General features: G+C 61.7%; 20 protein-coding genes, 1 pseudogene and 1 riboswitch. Of the genes and pseudogenes, 8 read left to right on the top strand and 13 right to left on the bottom strand.

Going from position 1 to position 18,608, the window contains the following annotated elements:
- The 6 genes from BMI01S_RS25390 to BMI01S_RS25415 form a co-directional block, all read right to left on the bottom strand.
- Positions 1 to 743: ABC transporter permease (locus BMI01S_RS25390; RefSeq protein WP_156123880.1), on the bottom strand; the 743-nt coding region annotated here is incomplete at its 3' end.
- Entirely contained in the window at positions 730 to 1,635 is a 906-nt protein-coding gene (locus BMI01S_RS38205) for a hypothetical protein (protein WP_051381480.1), read from the bottom strand. The genes BMI01S_RS25390 and BMI01S_RS38205, both read right to left, overlap by 14 nt.
- Positions 1,623 to 2,405, bottom strand: coding sequence for an N-acyl homoserine lactonase family protein (locus BMI01S_RS25400; RefSeq protein ID WP_028215074.1), 783 nt, complete (start codon positions 2,403 to 2,405; stop codon positions 1,623 to 1,625). Before BMI01S_RS25400 ends, BMI01S_RS38205 begins: the two co-directional genes overlap by 13 nt.
- A gap of 22 nt (positions 2,406 to 2,427) precedes the next feature.
- Positions 2,428 to 3,213: a creatininase gene (locus BMI01S_RS25405; protein ID WP_028215075.1), complete on the bottom strand. Its 786-nt coding sequence runs from the start codon at positions 3,211 to 3,213 to the stop codon at positions 2,428 to 2,430.
- Positions 3,214 to 3,294: 81 nt separating this feature from the next.
- Complete coding sequence (locus BMI01S_RS25410) at positions 3,295 to 4,305, bottom strand: fatty acid desaturase family protein (RefSeq protein WP_028215076.1); 1,011 nt, start codon at positions 4,303 to 4,305, stop codon at positions 3,295 to 3,297.
- A 5-nt stretch (positions 4,306 to 4,310) separates the two neighbouring features.
- The gene (locus tag BMI01S_RS25415; protein WP_036045905.1) at positions 4,311 to 5,315 is read right to left on the bottom strand and encodes an ABC transporter substrate-binding protein; all 1,005 of its coding nucleotides are present in this window, start codon (positions 5,313 to 5,315) and stop codon (positions 4,311 to 4,313) included.
- Positions 5,316 to 5,370: 55 nt separating this feature from the next.
- Positions 5,371 to 5,482, bottom strand: a riboswitch (guanidine-I (ykkC/yxkD leader).
- Between the two features lie 342 nt (positions 5,483 to 5,824).
- Here BMI01S_RS25415 and BMI01S_RS25420 point away from each other — a divergent pair.
- From BMI01S_RS25420 to BMI01S_RS39355, 3 genes and pseudogenes are all read left to right on the top strand, one after another.
- Complete coding sequence (locus BMI01S_RS25420) at positions 5,825 to 6,547, top strand: SDR family NAD(P)-dependent oxidoreductase (RefSeq protein WP_028231897.1); 723 nt, start codon at positions 5,825 to 5,827, stop codon at positions 6,545 to 6,547.
- A gap of 53 nt (positions 6,548 to 6,600) precedes the next feature.
- Positions 6,601 to 6,867: an NAD-dependent epimerase/dehydratase family protein gene (locus BMI01S_RS39345; RefSeq protein WP_051381481.1), complete on the top strand. Its 267-nt coding sequence runs from the start codon at positions 6,601 to 6,603 to the stop codon at positions 6,865 to 6,867.
- Positions 6,864 to 7,517 (top strand): annotated as a pseudogene (locus tag BMI01S_RS39355) (NAD-dependent epimerase/dehydratase family protein). The gene BMI01S_RS39345 and the pseudogene BMI01S_RS39355 overlap by 4 nt, the downstream one beginning before the upstream one ends.
- Positions 7,518 to 7,690: 173 nt before the next feature.
- On the opposite strand, the gene BMI01S_RS25430 reads toward BMI01S_RS39355, so the two are convergent.
- Together BMI01S_RS25430 and BMI01S_RS25435 are read right to left on the bottom strand one after the other, a co-directional pair.
- Positions 7,691 to 8,461, bottom strand: a complete 771-nt coding sequence (locus BMI01S_RS25430; RefSeq protein ID WP_028231898.1) for a DUF3047 domain-containing protein — start codon at positions 8,459 to 8,461, stop codon at positions 7,691 to 7,693.
- 442 nt (positions 8,462 to 8,903) lie between these two features.
- Positions 8,904 to 9,098 (bottom strand): hypothetical protein, encoded by a 195-nt coding sequence (locus tag BMI01S_RS25435; protein WP_036045908.1) that lies wholly within the window; start codon positions 9,096 to 9,098, stop codon positions 8,904 to 8,906.
- 619 nt (positions 9,099 to 9,717) lie between these two features.
- On the opposite strand from BMI01S_RS25435, the gene BMI01S_RS25445 reads away from it, so the two are divergent.
- Positions 9,718 to 10,188, top strand: a complete 471-nt coding sequence (locus BMI01S_RS25445; protein WP_028231899.1) for a YbhB/YbcL family Raf kinase inhibitor-like protein — start codon at positions 9,718 to 9,720, stop codon at positions 10,186 to 10,188.
- Between the two features lie 77 nt (positions 10,189 to 10,265).
- Here BMI01S_RS25445 and aroE read toward each other — a convergent pair whose 3' ends face one another.
- From aroE to BMI01S_RS25470, 5 genes are read right to left on the bottom strand one after another with little or no spacing between them, the layout of a single operon-like run.
- Positions 10,266 to 11,099: a shikimate dehydrogenase gene (aroE, locus tag BMI01S_RS25450; protein ID WP_028231900.1), complete on the bottom strand. Its 834-nt coding sequence runs from the start codon at positions 11,097 to 11,099 to the stop codon at positions 10,266 to 10,268.
- The gene (locus BMI01S_RS25455) at positions 11,099 to 12,319 is read right to left on the bottom strand and encodes a CaiB/BaiF CoA transferase family protein (RefSeq protein WP_028231901.1); all 1,221 of its coding nucleotides are present in this window, start codon (positions 12,317 to 12,319) and stop codon (positions 11,099 to 11,101) included. The genes aroE and BMI01S_RS25455 overlap by 1 nt, the downstream gene beginning before the upstream one ends.
- Positions 12,319 to 12,777, bottom strand: coding sequence for a MaoC family dehydratase (locus BMI01S_RS25460; protein WP_028231902.1), 459 nt, complete (start codon positions 12,775 to 12,777; stop codon positions 12,319 to 12,321). Before BMI01S_RS25460 ends, BMI01S_RS25455 begins: the two co-directional genes overlap by 1 nt.
- A gap of 2 nt (positions 12,778 to 12,779) precedes the next feature.
- On the bottom strand, positions 12,780 to 13,172 hold the full coding sequence (locus tag BMI01S_RS25465; RefSeq protein WP_028231903.1) for a VOC family protein: 393 nt from the start codon (positions 13,170 to 13,172) through the stop codon (positions 12,780 to 12,782).
- Positions 13,169 to 14,119, bottom strand: coding sequence for a ketopantoate reductase family protein (locus tag BMI01S_RS25470; protein WP_028231904.1), 951 nt, complete (start codon positions 14,117 to 14,119; stop codon positions 13,169 to 13,171). The genes BMI01S_RS25465 and BMI01S_RS25470 overlap by 4 nt, the downstream gene beginning before the upstream one ends.
- 95 nt (positions 14,120 to 14,214) lie before the next feature.
- Here BMI01S_RS25470 and BMI01S_RS25475 point away from each other — a divergent pair, with 95 nt between their 5' ends.
- The 4 genes from BMI01S_RS25475 to BMI01S_RS25490 all read left to right on the top strand — a co-directional run bounded on the left by BMI01S_RS25475 (position 14,215) and on the right by BMI01S_RS25490 (position 18,608).
- A complete protein-coding gene (locus BMI01S_RS25475; RefSeq protein ID WP_028231905.1) occupies positions 14,215 to 15,120 on the top strand; it encodes a LysR family transcriptional regulator in 906 nt (301 codons plus the stop codon).
- A 251-nt stretch (positions 15,121 to 15,371) separates the two neighbouring features.
- The gene (locus BMI01S_RS25480) at positions 15,372 to 16,289 is read left to right on the top strand and encodes a LysR substrate-binding domain-containing protein (protein WP_028231906.1); all 918 of its coding nucleotides are present in this window, start codon (positions 15,372 to 15,374) and stop codon (positions 16,287 to 16,289) included.
- Between the two features lie 96 nt (positions 16,290 to 16,385).
- Entirely contained in the window at positions 16,386 to 17,135 is a 750-nt protein-coding gene (locus BMI01S_RS25485; protein ID WP_028231907.1) for an SDR family NAD(P)-dependent oxidoreductase, read from the top strand.
- Positions 17,136 to 17,291: 156 nt separating this feature from the next.
- The gene (locus tag BMI01S_RS25490) at positions 17,292 to 18,608 is read left to right on the top strand and encodes an MFS transporter (RefSeq protein ID WP_407669066.1); all 1,317 of its coding nucleotides are present in this window, start codon (positions 17,292 to 17,294) and stop codon (positions 18,606 to 18,608) included.

The following is an 18,608-nucleotide window of genomic DNA, read 5'->3' on the forward strand; positions in this document are numbered from 1 at the left end:
GAACAGTTACGTTGTGCCTTGAGAATCGCGTAGCCGAGGCCCGAGTTGGCCGCCACGAGTTCCGCGACCACGAGGTAGGTCCAGGCCCATCCCATGGTGATGCGCAGCGTGTCCAGGATGGCCGGACGTGACGACGGGAAGATCACGAGACGGATCATTTCCTCGCGCGTCGCACCCATCGTCAGTGCGGCTTCGATCTGCGCGATGGGCACCGCGCGCACGTTCTCGGCGATCATCAGCACCATCTGGAAGAACGTGCCGATGAAGATGATCGCGATCTTCGATCCTTCGTCGATGCCGATCCACAACATCACGAGCGGAATGAACGCAACCGCGGGCATGTAGCGGATGAAGTCGGTGAGCGGTTCGAGCAGCGCCTGCACTGGGCGAAACGTGCCGATCAGCAGGCCGAGCGGCAGCGCGAACACTACCGAAAGCGCCCAGCCGCCCACCACGCGGTAGACGCTGATGCAGATGTCGTCGGCGAGCCCGTCGTCAGTCCACCAGCTCGCGAGCCGGTGCAAGACGGCGCCCGGGCCCGGCATGAAGGTCGGATCGACGAGCCCGGAGAGCGACAGCGCCCACCAGGCGAGGAGCGGGACGATCAGCCCAGTCGAGGCGAAGCCGATATAGGCGCGGCTGCTGATTTCGCCGCGCACGGCCCATAGCGGCGCACACCGGGTTTTAGTCTCGGCTCGTGGGGCCAGCATGTTGCCAGCGCTCGCGCGTTCAGTCGTCGACATGGTTGCTCCTTGAGTTACTGACCCGATAGGGTTCGGCAGTTTCGATATCGGCGTCGAGCCGGAAGGGCAAGGTGCCCCCCTCGCGCCACGGGTGCGTCGACAAGGCAATGACAAGAAGCGCGCCAGGGGATGCCGAAACGTGCGCGAGCGATATTTCAAAATCGAGAAGCGCGCGGGCTTGTTCGAGCGAGACGGACAGGTCGCCGACAACCTGCGCCAGCGTGCGTCCGCGATGCGGTGCAAGCCACGCCGTCGCGCGGGAAGTCCGGGCGCGCGCATACATGAAGAAGCGCCCGGCGCGGGCCAGAAAGCTCATGGGCCTGTCATCGGGCCCGTAATCCGCTGCCGCTCCGTGCACTGCGCCCGCAGCGAGCACTGCGTCGTGCGGGAGGCGCGCCGCCCACGTCGGGCCAACGGAAGCCGGCTCGCGTTCCCAGCGCTCGTGATAAGGCGCGTCCGCACCGCTTTCGAGCAGTATGTCGGGCGACTCGAATTGCATCGTGCCGATATCGCGCGTGCCCGCCGGCGGGCTGAAGTCGATCTGCCGATGCCATGTGCAAACCTCGGGCGTACCTGCCTGAACCTCGGTGAAACCGGCGAAGCCTTGCTGTCGCGCCAGTTCGACCAGCCCGTCTCGCGGCATGGCATCGAGGCTGCTCACGTCATCGAAAGCGGTTCGGTCCGCACTCACGCGCAGGTCCACATGCACACGCGCCGTCTGCAGCCAGAAGACGCGCGTCGTACGGTCCTCGTGCCCCGCTGCGTTGCGCAACAGCGTGCGCCGCCATACGCCATGATAGGGCTGTGGCACGCGCTCGGCTTCGGCGGGCCGGTCGAGCCACGCACCGGCGTCGACGCCCTCCAGTTCCGCCTGATTCGTCAGCAATGCCATGCGCTTGCTCCAGCTACGCTGTGCCAAAAAGCAATATCGTGATTGGGCCACACCGCCGCGCCAGTCTCGCGCGCCAGCGTCTTGAGCTTGCGGATGCTTTCGAGCGCAAGGTCTTCGCGTTCCATCCAGCACAAACCGGGTGCAATCTCTTCGTCGAGGTTCTCGGTCAGGTCAGCGGCATCACCGGCCAGAATCACCGGCCGCCCCTGTGGCAGCTCGATCCAGAGCGACATGTGCCCGGCCGTGTGCCCGGGCGTGTTGATCGCGCGCACGCCGGGCGCGAGGTCATACTCTTCGCGCTGGATACGCCAGCGATAATCGCCGGCAAAATCGGCCTGAAAGTAGCCGTGGTCAGCCTGCTCGCGCGCTGCCGCCAGTTCATCCGCATGCACGTGGATATCGCACCCGCAAACATCGCAGAGCCCGCCCGCATGGTCGAAATGCAGATGGCCGACCACCACGACATCCACGTCGGCAGGCTGCAAGCCCAGCCGCGCGAGATGGCCAGGAATGCGCTGCTCCTCCGACATTTGCGGCACCGGCAGCGGCGCGTCGTCAGTCTCGTAATAGCGCGCGCGCAACTCGGGATTCGCGATCTTGTTGTAATCGCACCCGACGTCATAGAGGATGCGCCCATTGCGCGTCTCGATGAGGTACGCAAGGATAGGTGCCTCGATCTCGACGCCCACGCCACGATTGCGCGTCGATACCGACTTGTCGTAACGGTGCATCGCGGTCAGCAAGGGCCACATTCGCAGTACCTGCGTCATGTTCGGTTGGCTCCGTTTCAGTTCAGGAAAGATCGGAAAATTCCGCTCGCAGCGCGCGGGCCACCCGCGCGGCCACTTCTTGCGCGAGCAGCGCGCCCTTCCCAGCGCTCGCGCCACGCGCCGACGAAAGCACACCGGAGAGCGGCACCCAGCCAGAGCGTGTCGGGTAGGTGTCGTAGGCCGGGAAGTCCGCAGGGCCGTCGTCGGGAATCTTGTCGGTCGACACGAGGTCCGGGTGGTAGTGGAGCATCATCGACGTTTCCATTACGGCCGCATGCTCGAGCGCGAAGCCCGGGAAACCTTCGGGGAACACCTTGGCGAGTGTGGGTTCGGTCAAAAAATCCCAGTACTCCAGCCGCACGACACGCAGCGGCGGCGTGCGCGTGCCCTGGAGAGAGAGGTCGCGCATCGCCAGCTCGATGCCTTCGGTGAGGAACCACTGGTTTTCATAGTGTCCATCGATCAACGCGAGCCGGCGTACGCCGTGACGCGCGAATTCGCGGATTACATCGCGCGTCATCTGGCTCAGGTTGTTGCCGTCGAGGCTCGTCGTGCCGCAAAAGTGCTGGCCGCCACCGCACCTGGGCTGCGAGCGGTATCCGTAGTTGAACGCCGGGGCAACGATCCCGCCAACCTCGCGCGCGACGTCGAGCGCCACCGCACTTGCCAGGAGCGCATCGGTGCCGAGCGGTAGATGCGGGCCGTGCTGCTCCAGCGCGCCGCAGGGCAACAGCACGATGGCCTTGTCGTCGAGTACGCGTTGGCGGTAGTCAACCCAACTCAAATGCTGCATCAGGTGAGAATGCATTGAGCAATCCTGTAGCGGGGTAACGCGTTCGTCGTCATCGAACGGGGCACCGGTTCAACGAAACGCGCCCTGGCCGGGTATTCAGACAGCAGTAAGAAACGACACGCCCACTGCGCCGTAGAAGTCATCCACCTGCTTGCGCGTGACATCCATCGACCCATAGTCGGCCGACAGCAGCCGCTTCACGCGATGCCGGTGAAATCCGCTTAGCAGCCTCGACATGGGAATCACCTGGCTGTCGTCGTCGCCATACAACTGACGATGCGCGCGCGGCAAACGGTACCAGGGCTCGATGGGCCGGTCGTGGTGCGCGTTGTGATACGAGAAGTTCAGCAGCAGCAGGTTGAGCGCCGGAAACTTCACCGAAACGAGATTCGAGTAAGTGTTGCGTTGCTCGTAGGCGCGGTCGCGCACCTTGCCGTCGGGAATCGCAACGTTGCCTTCCAGCACGGCGAACGCGTCGTACGTATGCTGATACGCGTCCGCGAAACGCAGGACAGTGAGGCAGATGAACCACGCCACCATGTACAGGAGCAACGCCTTCGGCGACGCCCAGCCGAGTGCGCCGAACAGTGCGATGCGAATGAGCGCGACAAGCACGACGCGCCGCCGTTGGGCGCGATGCTCAGGGTGCAGAAACGGCATGATCATCACATAGCCGTGCATCACGAGTTCGATAGCCGGCACATAGAGCCATTCGAGCAACACAATCACGCGGCGCAGGCTGACGGGCACCTTCAGCAGGAACGCCTTGGCATCGAACGTCACGATGTCCGCGCGGTCCACGTGATGACGCATATGCTTGTGGCGCAGAGCGCTGAACGGCGCGTAGCAGGCACCGGTCAGCCACGCCATGACCGTGCCCAGACGCGCGTTGGCTTCGGGGGTGCGAAAGATGGCGAGGTGAGCGGCGTCGTGCAGCAGATAGGCGCCGATGATCATTGCGTGCGCCAATACCGCGACGCCAGCGGCCGCGATCCATCCAGTGTGGGAGCACAGCAGGACGACGCCGAGTGCATAACCGCCAACCGCATAGGCAATGGCAGCGCTATTGGGCAGCAGCGCGTCCCGATATCGGTAGATCGCGGCCATGGCTCTTACCTCGCGATCTGGTTGACGAACTGCGCGTCGATCGTCTTCTCGGTGGGCGGCAAGGTGCTGATCTGCCCTTTCTTGAGCAGAAGATTGCCGATCACCGCGCCACTCGTGTAATAGGACCGCGTGGTCGGCCCCTTCACGAAGCTCTGGGGCATCTCCGCGACAGGGATGTTGTACACGCCGGCCATTTGCGCCTTGACTTCCGCGGGCGCGACGCCGAGCACCTTGGCGATGATCGTGTTGGCGTCGTCGGGATGGCTCTTCATATAGGCGAGGCCGTCCGCGTAGGCTTGCAAAATCCCTTTCACTTCGCCCGGATGAGCGTCGATGAACGACTGGTCGAACACGAGCACGTCCGCAATCAGGCCCGGCGCATTGCGCGACGAGTAGACGACATGGAACTTGCCCTTGCCCGAATTGACGATCTGCGAGACGTTCGGCTCGTAGGTCACGCCGACCGGCAGGCTACCAGAGAGCATCGCGCCCGGAATGCCTTCGGGCGTCATGTTCACGGCGTGAATTTCCTTGTCGCTCAGGCCGTTCGTTTGCAGTGCGTAGCTGAGCAGGAAATCAGATGGAGAGAGCGGATTGAAGGCGACCTTCTTGCCCTTGAAATCCGCCACCGACTTGATGTCTCCGGAGGCGACGATTGCGTCGGCGCCCGCGGAAAAGTCGATGGGCATCACGACCTTCTCTGATAGACCCTTCGCGACCGAGCCGACGACCTGGTCATAAGTGAGCATCACGCCGTTGACCGAATGACTGGTCAGCGCCGCGGGCAGCAGTCCAGGATCGGTGAAGTACTGGAGCTTGACCGAGAGGCCATACTTCTTGTAGAGATCGAGGGCTTCGGCAACATAGAACGGACCATAGCCTATCCACACGACGGTGCCGATCTTGAGCGCTTCGGCTGCGTGGGCTGCCGGCGAACCGAACAGTGCGGAAGCGACCAGAGTGCTGGCGACGGAGAGCGTGCGCAACGCTTTCTTCAAAACGAACGGCATACGTGAGGCTCCTGATCATGAAGGGAATGGGCACGGGAGGCGCATTGTCTAGCGCATCTCCCGGGCTTTTATCCCTCCGTGGAGCCCCTTGAAGCCGGAGCCGGAAAACTCTCGGACCAGTCATCCGCGCCGTGCATCCGCGGACCGGAACCCTAGTTCTCCTGTCAATAGCTGAACTCTATGCTCATCCCGTGACGCCTGTTACCAAGCAGGAAGCTTGCCAGTCCATCGAAAATCCTTTGCCCACGGGTTCTTTCGCCCGAAAACGCTGCATGCAGCCATGCGCGCAGCTTAACCAGGATTAAGCACGGCCGCCCTACGTCGGTGCAGCATTGCCCTTTCGATGGGATTGCACATGCGTGCGCCGCTGGCTGCGGTGCATGGCTCGCGCAACACCGCGCCAAGGCTGGCCGATAAAAATAATCAGAATTAGAATCGCCGGCATCGCAATATTTCTTTATCCGTTGATGACGCAACGAACTGATTTCGGCGCGACGCGGGAACAGACCATGACCTGTCTCGTAACGGGCGCTGGCAGCGGCATTGGACGAGCCATCGCCCTTGCGTTCGCGCGGGAGCGCGCTCATGTGATTGTCAACGACCTGCCCTCCAGCCCTTCGCTCGCCGCACTCTGCGAGGAGATTGAAGCGCTTGGCGCGCGCTGCACGGTGGCCGCTGGCGACGTTTCCGATCCTGCACGCGTACGGGGCATATTTTCGAACATCGAGCAGCTCGACGTGCTGGTCAACAACGCGGGGATACTGCAGGAATCGCCGGTAACGGAACTCACCGACGCCGCGTGGGACAGCATGATCAAGGTGCATCTTTACGGCGCGTTCCACTTCTCGCGTGAAGCCGCGCGTTTGATGAAACAGCAGCACAGCGGATCGATCGTCAATATCGCATCCGACCTGGGCCAGATCGGCTGCGAGAATCTCAGTCACTACAGCGCCGCGAAAGGGGGCATCATTGCGTTCACCAAGAGCCTCGCACGCGAACTCGCACCGTATGGCGTGCGCGTGAATGCGGTCGCGCCCGGCGGCGTAATTACACCGATGGTTGAAGCGCTCGGCGAGCGTTATATCGACGAGGAAGCCGCACGCTACCCGCTCAAGCGTCTCGGCACGCCTGATGAGATCGCGCAGGTCGTGCGGTTCCTGAACTCAGGCGCAGCGAGCTTCATGACCGGCCAGATCGTCGGCGTGAACGGCGGTGGCGTGATGAACGGTTGATCGCATGACAACGCAAGGCGCGCTGGGATTCACCCGTAGACCAGGAAAAGGGCATGGCAATACTCGTTACAGGCGGCTGCGGTTTCCTCGGCAGCACGCTGATTCAAATGATCGCGGACAACCAGCAGATCGCGGTCAGCTATGATCGTCGAGCGGCTGAGAGCGACGCGACGCGCGGTGTCCATTATGTGCAAGGCGATCTGAACGACCTGCCGCATCTTCTGGAGACGATCGACCGCTTCGCAATTGACGCCGTCATTCATGCGGCGGCGGTTTCACATCCGTTTTTTCTCGCGAGATTCCTTATCAGACTGTCGTGACCAACGCACTTGGTACGACGAACGTTTTCGAGGCCGCACGATTGAAATCGGTAAAGCGCGTCGTGAACTTCAGCTCTGAATGTGTATACGGCGACAACGAAGACCTTGAGGCGACGCATGAAGACGCGCCTTTGAATCCGACCACGCCATACGGCGCGACCAAGGTCTTTACCGAGAAGCTGGCGTCGGTCTAAAGCCGCCTGTACGGCATGCATATCGTGTCGCTGCGCCCAGGCTGGATTTATGGTCCCGGGCAATACATGCAGTGCTATCTGCACACCCTGCTGCGCAACGCAATCGACGGCCGGCCGACGAACGAGCCGGCCGGCGCGGACTACCGTTTCCAGTACGTCCACGTGACAGACGTAGCCAGAGCGAGCCTGCTGGCACTCGGTGCGCCACATGCCGCCGGCCGGGCTTTCAATATTACGGGCGGCGATCAGCGCACTTACGGCGAGGTGGCCGCACTGGTGCGCAGTCGCTTTCCCGGGTCTGACATTGAAATCGGACCGGGCACGCTGGAGGTACTCGATCGCAATGCGCCGTTCGATCTCTCGCTCGCGAAACGCGAGCCAGGTTATGTGCCGCAGACCAGCTTCGAGGAAGGTCTCGATTCGTACGCGAAGTGGTTGTACACGCATGCATACTGATCAAGCGCACGGAGTGGTGTAACGGCTGCTGGCAAGCCCGGACATGACGCCCGGTGCGGGCGTGGTGGCAACGTTGATTGGCTGTCGTTCTTGAGACGGATAGTTGCATCAGGAAGGCGGTGCGCCATGCGCCCTCGTCGCAGGGACTCAGTTAGTTCGGCCGCTTTGCGTTATCAAGGCTCCGGCAGGAACTCGACGTCTCCGTACCAGGCGCGCGTAGTGGTACCGGTATTATCGGTATCGGTCAGCAGCCCGTAGCCGGTGATTCGTCCAGGCGGTTCGTGAAAGACCCGCTCGTAGTCTTGCACGATATTGCGGCGCAGGCTTTGCCAGTGACCCGCATCGCCGGACAGACCAGAGACCACGATCATCTGTACGCGGTTCGTGTGAGGATTGGCAATGACGGTGCCTGGTGCAGCGGTGGTTGACCAGATATACATCAGCGTGGCATAGGGCAGCTCTTCGCCACCCAGGCGCTTTGCCAGGTCCATCTTGGCCCTGTCAAAGAACGATAGCTTGCTTTTGTCGCCGTCAAACAAGAACACCAGTCGCGCTGGCGCGTCTTCCTTTGATCCGACGCGGTTGTCGGCGCCCTCGATCGGTCCTTTTGCTTTCCATCGCCACGCCACGACGGGTGTGCGGACGAGGTCGATATTACCCTCGTGCATGAGCGCCGAAGCAGAGCGGTCCCCGTCCGCCTGCAGGACGGTGGTGTTGCCGTCGTGAACAAGCGTGTATTGCGTCAAGGGCTTGCCGTGCGCAACCGGCAGGTTCTTCCAGCCCGCGGGCAGTGGTCCGCCGGGCTCGATCGTGGAAAAGGCAATACCCGGTTTCTCGTTCTGGGCAACGAGGGCCGCCGGCAACAGTAGGAGCGCGACGCACACGGCGGGCCAGACTGGCCGGGCTGTTCGTTTCCGCGCTGGACAGATCGAGTTAAGAGCCATGGCTGGTCGTATTCGTTTTTTTGACCAGGATCCATTGTAGTCGTTTCAGCCGACGGCATTTCGGCGGAGCCTTTACGCCGGCGATTAATCGAGCAACCAGGAGACGAAGATGCGACATTCACCGTCGTGTGTGGAGCGGCCGCTCACCAATGCGCAGCCGCCGCTCGGATGGGCACATGCGGGCGATTTCGGAACGGCTGCGGCCCCGTTTGCGCGTTTCGACGTCTTCCATCGGTTACCCACGTTGTGACGCCCTCAATCCGGTAGCCTGCGCGGTCACAACCCGGGTCGTAGCCGATGAGGTTGAATGCAATTCCGACCTGCCGCAGGGCGCCGGGTAGACTCATCGGCTTGCGCAATCAAAGTCGGGCTAGCTGACCTGCCTTCGCAGGATGGGCGCACAGACCGCGCGGATGTGTGGGTTCTTCAGTGCTTCGCGCTCTCAATGGATGCGAGTGAGGTGACGAAGGAGCGAATCGCCGTCCTCCGTCACACGCGCTCGCACAGCACCGCCGGCAAGCCTCTCCATGGTGACGAGCTGACGTTCAAGCAACGTATCCAGTTTTTGCCGTTCGGCAATGTGGTCGGCTGAATCCCTCACCAGCATCAAAGTCGCAAATTCATGAGCGCTGAGCATGCTTGCCTCCTGATAGCTCGAGTAGTGCTGTATGGACTGCGTCGGCTAAGGCGTTCGCTGTAGGCGTCGCTTGCCAGTGGCGCACTCGCTGCAATGGCGAGGGAGTTGATGGTAGGGACAACGCAGCGACGCGGCAATCCAGGGGCGTCCCGCATAGTGGGCCGAACGGTGCGTGCCGCGCTGCAACAGATGCGGTGGCGATCGCGCTGGACGTACCGTATCGCTGGCGGGACCAAAAATCAGGCCAGACCATTTCGCGGGTGCTGCGGAACGGGCGCCCTCATCCACCGAATCCGGCACGCCGGAGATTCGGCACATCGTTGTTCGAGTCGGGGAAGCGTTCGGGTCGAAACCCACTTACGCAAGCCGAGCGAGCCGGGTCGCCACTGACTAGAATTCATGCATGGTCGCATTCTCCGAGGAGGCTGCCATGGCTCAGTCAATGATCAGTGTTTGGGTTGGTCTTGTGGTTCTCGTTGTCGTTGCGTGGGCCCTTTCGAGGCGCTACAGGCACGAACACCCTGGAGAGGGTCTGAACCAGTGGCTCGACACGCACCACATGAGTTGGTTGCATCGCAAGCACTAGCTCGCAGCGCTGGCTGACGCCGAGGAGCACATCATGGCCTTCACTCTCACCTCGCAAGCTTTCCATGAAGGGGGCGAAATTCCTCGGCGCTACACCTGCAAGGGTGCGGACGTCTCGCCGCCGCTCGCATGGTCCGGGGTGCCCGCCGATGCGAAAAGCCTCGTGCTGATCGTCGACGACCCCGACGCGCCCGACCCGGCCGCACCACGCATGACATGGGTCCACTGGGTGCTTTACAACATTCCGGCGACGGCGCCTGGTGTTCAGGAAGGCGTCACTGCGCACGCGCTTCCGGCAGGCACGCTTGAAGGCACCAACGATTTTCAACGCACCACGTATGGCGGCCCATGCCCGCCCGCTGGCCGTCACCGGTATTTCCACAAGCTCTACGCGCTCGACACCGTGCTGCCCGATCTTCACGAGCCCACAAAGGCGGTGCTGGAAAAGGCGATGGAAGGCCATGTAATGGCACGCACCCAACTGCTCGGCACATTCCAGAAGTAACACACGGGACACCTCATCTCGACAGAAGCGATCGTCCCGATACCTCACTGCACGCTCCGTATCGGGTTCAATCGTAATCAGGCAAGCGGGACCGTCAGTTGGTCGATGACAGCGCTGGTTGCCGGGCGCACGCCACGCCACCACAAGAATGCCTCTGCTGCCTGCTCGACCAGCATGCCAACGCCGTCTGCGACGCCGCGTACCCCGGCGTTTCGTGCAAGGCGGAGAAACGGAGTCAACCCTTTGCCGTACGCAAGCTCGTACGCTGTGCCTTGCCCACTGAAAACGCTCGGGGGAACGGGAGGCAAATCGCCGGTAAGGCTCGCCGAAGTTGCGTTGACTACGAGATCGAATCGACCGAGCCTCTGCAGATCAGCGTATCCGCACGCGACGAGAGGACCACGCCCCGACACCTGTGCCGCCAGTGCAAGGCCTTTAGTCACATCGCGGTTCACCATGACCATCTCTGCCGGCCTGGCTGCGAGAAAAGGCAGCAACGCGCCGCGCGCCGCACCGCCCGCACCGAGCAGCAATACTCGCCTGCCCTCCATCCGCAAGCCAAGATTCACTTCAATGTCGCGAACGAGGCCAATTCCATCGAAGTTCTCGGCGAGAACACGCCCGTTCTCGAACTTCAGCGCATTGGCCGCACCAGCCAGTTCGGCACGCTCGCTGCGCTCGTCCGACATCGCGAATGCCTTGAGCTTGAAAGGCGCCGTGATATTGATGCCCTTACCACCCGAGGCGGCGAAGGCGCGCACGACATCGGCGAATGCACCCGCCGGCTCGAGGGGACCCTCGATAGCCGTATAGCTCATGTCCTGCGCTGTCTCCCTCGCGAAAATTCCGTGGATCAGCGGGGACTTCGTGTGGCCTATCGGGTTGCCAATAACCGCGTACTGGTCTGTCATCATCGGCTCGCTTTTGAAAAGAGAACCCCATCGGTCTGCATCGCGTCAATTTCGGCGGGTTCAAAACCCAGCGAGCGCGCAACTTCGGCGTTGTGCTGCCCCAGATCGGGCGCGACCTCGCGGATCGTCGTGTCGCAATCGGAGAAGCGGAACGGCAGGTTGGGCAAGCGCAAGGTTCCATAGCGCGGATGTTGCTGCTCGACGACCATGCCTCTGGCCTGAATCTGCGGGTCAGCCAGCACTTCATCGATGCGCTGCACCTTCGCGCACGGAACGTCGATGCCGTCCAGCAGATCGAGAACAGACGCCGCCGGGCGCGCAGCTACCCACGGCTCGACCACCGAGAGAATCTCGGCGCGCAGTGTGTTGCGACCTGTCACGCTATGAAAGCGGGCATCGGCACCGAAGCCCACGGGGCCGCCGTTTGCCTCGATCATCGAGGCAAGGCGCTTCCAGGCGTCATCGACTTGCGCTGCGATTACGAGGTCGCCATCTGCCGCACGGAATACGCCATACAGCGTCGACGTAGGCATATCGTGGCCGGTTTGCTCGGGAAGTACGCCCTGCAGCGTGAAGCACTGAACGGCGTATTCGTGCATCGAGACGAGCGTGTCGTACAGCGCCATATCGATGTGCTGCCCACGCCCGCTTCTGACTCTTCCCAGCAACGCGGCATTGATGGCAGCGACGGCATGGATGCCCGTGTACATGTCGCCCAGAGAGATGCGCAACAGCGGCGGGCGTTCACCCGGTGTGCCGACCATTTGCATGATTCCGCTCCTGGCCTCGGCAATCAGCCCGAAACCGGCGCGGTGCGCGTCGGGACCCGTGTGGCCATATGCAGATATCGAGCAGTAAACGAGACCCGGGTTGCGTGCCGAGAGTTCGGCGTAGCCAAGCCCGAGCTTGTCGAGCGCGCCCGGCCGGTAGTTCTCGATGAACACGTCTGCCGAATCGCACAGGCGCTGCATGAAGGCCTTGCCGCGTGGGTCTTTCATGTTGACGCTCACGCCACGCTTGCCCATGTTGAGCTGGAGAAAGTAGCCGCTCTGTTGATCGTCGAGCACCGTTGCATGCTGGCGTCCAGCGTCGCCCGAGCCGGGGCGCTCGACCTTGATGACTTCGGCACCGAGCGCCGCAAGGCAGCGACCAACATAAGGACCGGCAAGGAAATGGCTGTAGTCGACGACGCGAATGCCTTCGAGAGGACGTGCCTGCATCAGAACGCTCCCGGACGGCGGGGGATCATCAGACGATGCTCGCCGCGTTGAACGACCTCGCCACCCTGGTTGATCAGTTCCGAGGGCAGCACAACAATGCCCCAGCCCGGGCGGCTCTTGCTTGCCCGCATTTCGCCAACGCGAAACTTCACGTGCAGCACGTCGTTGATCCGGATTGGCCGGAGGAAGTCCCAGGTCCAGCCGAGCGACATCCCGGGGAGGAATCGGTAGTCGCTTTTCGTCTTCAGGCCATCTGCCACAGACAGACCGAACAAGCCGTGAGCGACGATGCAGCCGAAGTGGCTCGCGTTCGCATATTCCTCATCGACATGGACAGGCGTGTGGTCACCGGTAAGATCGGCATAGGCGAGAATGCGCTCCTTCGTCACCGTGTAGGTCGGGCTCACGCACTCGTCGCCTTCGCGAGCGTCGTCCCAGTATTTCTCGACAATCGTCATGTTCATGCCTCCGCGCGCGGATTGATCGCCAGTGCCTGCGAAACGCAGGAGGCGGGTTTTGCCTGAATCAGTTCGAGCGCAAGACCATCCGGCAAGCGAAGCCAGTTACGACCTTGCGGCATTTCGGTGGCGCCGAATCGCTGGGCTGCGCGCAGCGCCGCCTCGAGGTCTTCGCACATGACGCCCAGGTGAGCGAGGCGGCCTTCGGGACCGTCATGCTCCGGGGCATGGATGAACTGCATGCCGCCAAGCGTCCAAAACTGCCGTGGCGCGTCCTGCGTTCCGTCCACCTCGCGCATCGTCATGCCGAGCACTTCTCCGAAAAAGCGAATGTGCCAATGGATGTCCTTCACCCAGATGGCAACGTGCTCCAGGTAGGCTTTTGGCGTGCTCATGCCGCTGCTCCCTCGCGTTGGCGGTCCGTCATGGCTCGCTCGATCCCCTTGATACAGGCGACGAGCGTCGCATTGACCGGGGTCGGCACGCCGTGCTGCTGTCCCCAGCGCACCACGGAGCCGTTGATGAAATCGACTTCAGTCACAGAACCCTTCTCGAGGCTCTGGAGCATGGAGGTCTTGAACGCGGTGGGGAGTCCCTCGGCGGCCAGCGTCCATGCCTGCTCAGGATCCGTCATCGAAAGCCTGACCCCGGCCGCCCGTGCAGCGGCGATCGCTTCGGCCACGGCTGCGAGAGCAGTCGCCTTGAGTAGCGGCTCGTCGTAAAGCTGTCCGTAGGTCAGGCCGGTAATGCCGGTGAGCGCACCCGTTGCGACATTGACCAGCAGCTTGTCCCACATCGTTCCGACGATGTTGTCGCTGACGGTCGTTGCCAGCCCGGCTGCATTGAATGCCTCGGCGATGGCTTGGACACGGGCCGTGATTCGCCCGTCGAGTTCGCCGATATAGGTGTATTTGCCAACGACGCCGGACTCGATGTGCCCTGCACCGCGAAGGACGCCGCCGACATAGGTTTTCCCCGCGAGCACGCGCTCGCGGCCGACAGCATCGGCGAGAATGTCTTCATGCCCGAGGCCGTTCTGCAACGACAGCACGAGCGTCTCTGGCCCCACCAGATCCCCCGCACCGCGGATTGCCGAATCCGTGTGGAAGGATTTGACCAGAACGATGACGACATCCGCAGCGCCCGCTTCACTTGCCTGCGTTGTCGCTAGAACGCGAACCTGACGCGATCCGCTAGCGTCGTCGACGCGCAGCCCATCGCGGCGCATGGCGTCAACGTGTGCCGCCGACCGGTCGACCAGCCAGGTCTCGTGCCCGCCTTCAGTGAGCGTGGCGCCAATAGCGCAGCCCAGCGCGCCGGCACCCAAAATTGCAATCTTCAATGACGTCTCCTTGAGTCCTGCCATACGATAGAAGTCGCCATTCATTCCGGCAATACAATGGCTACAATGACGTCATTGCGAAACACAATATTGCTATGTTCCCCGTCGAGCTACCCGACCTGAAGCTGCTTCAGCTCTTCGACCTCCTTTACGATGTGCGCAGTGTCACGCGGGTCGCCGAACAGCTCGGCCAGAGCCAGCCCACCATCAGCATCTGGCTCGGGCGGCTGAGGGAATACCTTCATGACCCGCTGTTCATCCGAACACCGGGTGGGATGGCACCCACGCCCCAGGCCGATGCCCTTATCGGGCCCTGCCGCGAGATACTCGAATCACTGCGCCGCTTTGGCGCGTGGGAGATAGCGTTCGACCCGGCGACCGCGCAAAGGCGGTTTCGAATCTGCATGACTGACGCGAGCCACGTCACACTGCTGCCCCGGATGCTCGCGCATATCCGGGCGCTGGCGCCCGGTGTCCGTCTCGAAGCCGCGCGTATCGATGGCAATACGGAACGTGCGCTCGAGTCGGGCGAAGCCGACCTTGCGATCGGGTATGTGCCCTGGCTTGGAGGCGGCATCTATCAGCAGAAGCTGTACGACCAGGACTGGGTGTGTCTCGCCAATCGTCATCACACAAGGATTCGGTCCCGCCTGGGAGTCAAACAGTTTCGCAATGAGGGGCACGTTGCCATAACGGCGGGGACTGGCGCTCAACTGCTGGAACAGGCGCTCACTCGGGAACGCGTTGAACGTCAGGTCATTCTTGAGTTGCCGGGTTTTCTAGGTCTCGGAGCGATCATTCAGAGCACGGACCTGATCACCACACTGCCCCGACATATTGGAGAGACACTGGCGCAGGCGAACGATCTGGCCGTTCATCCCTGTCCCATTCCCGTCGAGAGCTTCGCAGTCCGGCAGCACTGGCACGCACGCTATCACCACGAAGCAGGGAACCGATGGCTACGCAGTCTCGTTAATCAGTTGTTTGGAGGCTTACATTGACCGGCAAACAATCAGAGACCTGACGGAGTTTTGCTCTTCAAGCTGCCGTCCGCTGGAGTGCCTGTTGCTGTCATTGGATCGATGGGCTATGGAATGGCCGAGTCGGGTTGGTTTGGCGCGTTCCCCGGTAACGCGGGCGGCCGATAGCCAGTGCTCGCCAGCAAGCAGGAGCCGGCCGAGGCAGTGTGGAAACCGTTTTTCCTTGTCCCGGAGTCGAGCTCGCCAGCTCGACCATCAAACTTGTGAACGCCATGCGTATTCCACCTCTCAAGGCAATCATCGCCTTCGAATCCATCGCTCGAACCAAGAGCGTAAACCGTGCGGCAGAAGAACTGGGCCTCACCGCCTCGGCAGTGAGCCATCAGCTGAGCAACCTCGAATCGATAATCGGGCAACCCTTGTTCCAGAGGACAGGGCGCGGTCTTGTGCTCACGCCCACCGGCGAGCGCTATCTGTCTGACGTAACGGGTTCGCTGGCCGACTTGAGCCGTGCAACCGAGCGGGCGTCCAGTCGCAAGGAGGTCGATATTCTGCGCGTGCATTCCAGCCCCAGCTTTGGCTTGATGTGGCTCCTCCCACGCCTGGCCTCCTTTCAGGAGGCGAACGGCGACATCCAGCTGAACCTTGCCTGTTCCTATGAGAACGTCTCGTTCTCCAATGGCTACTACGACATTGATATTCGCCACGGATACGGGGAATGGAACAATGTGGAAGTCAAGACTGTCCGGGGCGAGTTCATCGCCCCGTTGGCATCGCCGAAGTATCTGGAGCAACACCCGGTAAAGACGCCCGAAGATCTGCTCGGACACAGGCTGATTTATTCCGAAACGCCACTCGTGCAGTGGCGGCAATGGTTTGGGCGAGCTGGTGTGCCCGGCGCCCAAAAGACCTTCGACTTCTCCTTCGATCGCTCGTACATGTCGCTCGAGACGGCGGCGCTTGGCCTCGGAATCGCGCTCGAAAGCCTCATGCTTGCCTCAGTGAAGATACGCGAGGGAGCGCTGGTGCCGGTCTTTGATGAGACTCAGTCTGTCGAGGTCGGTGCTCACCATCTGGTGTACCCCAGCCAGAATACGGATTTGCCGCGGGTCGCCCGGTTCCTTGCGTGGATCGAGCTGGAGATCGAGCGGAGCACACCCCGGTCACCAGGGAAATCCCGAGGGACCTGAAATTTTCTCAGCACCGGTTGAGGGAAACTGCGTTGATGGTCAGGTCGTAGCCGGAGAAACTTCGCCTACAGCTAGTTCATCAACGGAGACATCAACATGTTGCTCGAGAATCAAGTGGTCGTCATCACCGGTGCAGCGTCGGCGCGCGGAATCGGGAAAGCAACGGCCAGGGCGATGGCGGCGCAGGGTGCTCACGTCGCGATCCTTGACCTGGTCCAGGCCGACGCCGAGAGCGCTGCGCGCGACCTCGGCGAAGGCCATCTTGGTCTGGCGTGCGACGTCACCAACAAGGAAGCATGCGTGGCCGCCGCCAATGCCGTCGTACAGAAATACGGCCGCATTGATGCATTGGTCAACAACGCCGGCATCACACAGCCCATCAAAACGCTGGAAATCGCGAAGCAGAATTTCGACGCCGTGATCGGCGTGAGCCTGCTCGGCACCCTGTACATGTCGCAAGCGGTGATTCCTCAGATGAAGAAGCAGCAAAGTGGCAGTATCGTCTGCATGTCTTCGGTCTCCGCGCAGCGCGGCGGCGGCATCTTTGGCGGTCCGCACTACAGCGCCGCCAAGGCGGGCGTCCTCGGCCTTGCCAAGGCGATGGCGCGTGAATTCGGTGCCGACCACATCCGTGTGAATTCGATCACCCCCGGCCTTATCCAGACAGACATCACGGGGGACAAGCTTACGTCCGAAATGCGTGCGGAAATCATCAAGGGAATTCCGCTCGGACGCCTTGGCGAAGCCAACGATATCGCCAACGCCTGCCTCTTTCTGGCGAGCAACCTCTCCACCTATCTGACGGGCATCACGCTCGATGTCAACGGCGGGATGCTGATTCACTGACATCACTTCTGGCGTGCGCTTTGCAACGATGCGCATGTTCATGACGCACCCGGAATAACCGGGGCGTCGCGCCGCTCGAACGGCTACCCAGTTTGCGACCAGACGAATCACCCACGCGATGAATCTGGCCCATAGGAGACGATCATGAAACAAAGAATGGCCGCGCCGGCTATCGGTGCCGAGCTGACGGCTTCCCAGGAAACGGTCAGCTTCGAAGCAAGGACCTACGCCAGGGTCGCCCGGCGTCTTATTCCTTTTCTGATGCTCTGCTATCTCGGCGCATATCTTGACCGCGTCAACGTCGGCTTCGCAAAGCTGCAGATGCTCAGCGATCTGAATTTTTCCGAAACGGTATATGGCATCGGCGCAGGCATTTTCTTCCTCGGCTATTTTTTGTTCGAAGTGCCGAGCAACATGATTCTCCACCGGGTTGGAGCCCGCAACTGGCTTGCTCGCATCATGCTGACCTGGGCAGTGATTTCGGCGAGCTTCGTATTCGTCAAGTCGCCGACAGTGTTCTACGTCCTGCGCTTCCTGCTCGGTGTCGCTGAGGCCGGCTTTGCGCCTGGCGTGATTCTCTATCTGACATACTGGTTTCCTGCGGCACGACGCGCCAAAGCTTTATCGATGTTCTTTATGGCGATTCCTCTCGCGGGAATCCTCGGCGGTCCGTTGTCGGGCTGGATCATGCATTCATTCCAGGGCGTGCAGGGACTGACAGGATGGAAGTGGCTTTTCATGCTCGAGGCACTCCCGTCGCTCGTCCTCGGCATTGCCATCATCCTCTACCTCGACAACGGTATTGCGGGCGCGAAGTGGCTCAATGACGACGAAAAGGCGCTGCTCAAGCGCAACGTCGAGAATGACCGTACCAGGACGACCGAGCACCACTCGATCCGTTCGTTCATCGGCGATCGGCGTCTGTGGCTCATGGCCGCTATTTACTTCTGCGTCGTGTTGGGTCAGTACGGTCTCACGTTCTGGCTCCCAACCATCGTTCGACGCACCGGAGTCGCTGACCCGCTTTGGGTGGGTATCCTGACCGCGATTCCCTATGTCTGCGCAATCATCGCACTGCCACTGCTCGGAAGCAGCGCCGACAAGCGCCGCGAGCGTCGCCTGCATCTCGCCATTCCGATGCTTGTCTCCGCAGCTGGCTTCGCCACCCTGCCGATGCTAGGCAGCGTGGGGCCCTCGATCATTTGCGTGAGCGTCGCCGCGGCCGGCATTCTCGCCTCCTCATCGTTGTTCTGGGCGTTGCCGACCGCAGTACTTGGCGGCATGTCCGCAGCGGCCGGCATCGCAGCTGTCAACTGCTTTGCAAATCTCGCAGGTTTCTTCTCGCCTGCCATTGTCGGCTGGTTGAACGATCTCACGGGCAAGCCAACCGCGGGCCTCATCTTCATCTCGTCGGCAGTGGTAGTGGGTGCGGTCCTGGTGTTCCTCGTCCCCGCCCGCACCGTCAACCGCTGA

Origin of the sequence: Paraburkholderia mimosarum LMG 23256 = NBRC 106338, assembly GCF_000739815.1 — a bacterium.
GTDB classification, from domain to species: domain Bacteria; phylum Pseudomonadota; class Gammaproteobacteria; order Burkholderiales; family Burkholderiaceae; genus Paraburkholderia; species Paraburkholderia mimosarum.

Excerpts from the sequence above, each read along its gene's own strand:
- BMI01S_RS38205 (WP_051381480.1), bottom strand. The coding sequence starts at position 1,635 with ATGGCATTGCTGACGAATCAGGCGGAACTGGAGGGCGTCGACGCCGGT.
- BMI01S_RS25400 (WP_028215074.1), bottom strand. The coding sequence starts at position 2,405 with ATGACGCAGGTACTGCGAATGTGGCCCTTGCTGACCGCGATGCACCGT.
- BMI01S_RS25405 (WP_028215075.1), bottom strand. The coding sequence starts at position 3,213 with ATGCATTCTCACCTGATGCAGCATTTGAGTTGGGTTGACTACCGCCAA.
- BMI01S_RS25410 (WP_028215076.1), bottom strand. The coding sequence starts at position 4,305 with ATGGCCGCGATCTACCGATATCGGGACGCGCTGCTGCCCAATAGCGCT.
- BMI01S_RS25415 (WP_036045905.1), bottom strand. The coding sequence starts at position 5,315 with ATGCCGTTCGTTTTGAAGAAAGCGTTGCGCACGCTCTCCGTCGCCAGC.
- BMI01S_RS25420 (WP_028231897.1), top strand. The coding sequence starts at position 5,825 with ATGACCTGTCTCGTAACGGGCGCTGGCAGCGGCATTGGACGAGCCATC.
- BMI01S_RS39345 (WP_051381481.1), top strand. The coding sequence starts at position 6,601 with ATGGCAATACTCGTTACAGGCGGCTGCGGTTTCCTCGGCAGCACGCTG.
- BMI01S_RS25430 (WP_028231898.1), bottom strand. The coding sequence starts at position 8,461 with ATGGCTCTTAACTCGATCTGTCCAGCGCGGAAACGAACAGCCCGGCCA.
- BMI01S_RS25435 (WP_036045908.1), bottom strand. The coding sequence starts at position 9,098 with ATGCTCAGCGCTCATGAATTTGCGACTTTGATGCTGGTGAGGGATTCA.
- BMI01S_RS25445 (WP_028231899.1), top strand. The coding sequence starts at position 9,718 with ATGGCCTTCACTCTCACCTCGCAAGCTTTCCATGAAGGGGGCGAAATT.
- aroE (WP_028231900.1), bottom strand. The coding sequence starts at position 11,099 with ATGACAGACCAGTACGCGGTTATTGGCAACCCGATAGGCCACACGAAG.
- BMI01S_RS25455 (WP_028231901.1), bottom strand. The coding sequence starts at position 12,319 with ATGCAGGCACGTCCTCTCGAAGGCATTCGCGTCGTCGACTACAGCCAT.
- BMI01S_RS25460 (WP_028231902.1), bottom strand. The coding sequence starts at position 12,777 with ATGACGATTGTCGAGAAATACTGGGACGACGCTCGCGAAGGCGACGAG.
- BMI01S_RS25465 (WP_028231903.1), bottom strand. The coding sequence starts at position 13,172 with ATGAGCACGCCAAAAGCCTACCTGGAGCACGTTGCCATCTGGGTGAAG.
- BMI01S_RS25475 (WP_028231905.1), top strand. The coding sequence starts at position 14,215 with ATGTTCCCCGTCGAGCTACCCGACCTGAAGCTGCTTCAGCTCTTCGAC.
- BMI01S_RS25480 (WP_028231906.1), top strand. The coding sequence starts at position 15,372 with ATGCGTATTCCACCTCTCAAGGCAATCATCGCCTTCGAATCCATCGCT.
- BMI01S_RS25485 (WP_028231907.1), top strand. The coding sequence starts at position 16,386 with ATGTTGCTCGAGAATCAAGTGGTCGTCATCACCGGTGCAGCGTCGGCG.
- BMI01S_RS25490 (WP_407669066.1), top strand. The coding sequence starts at position 17,292 with ATGGCCGCGCCGGCTATCGGTGCCGAGCTGACGGCTTCCCAGGAAACG.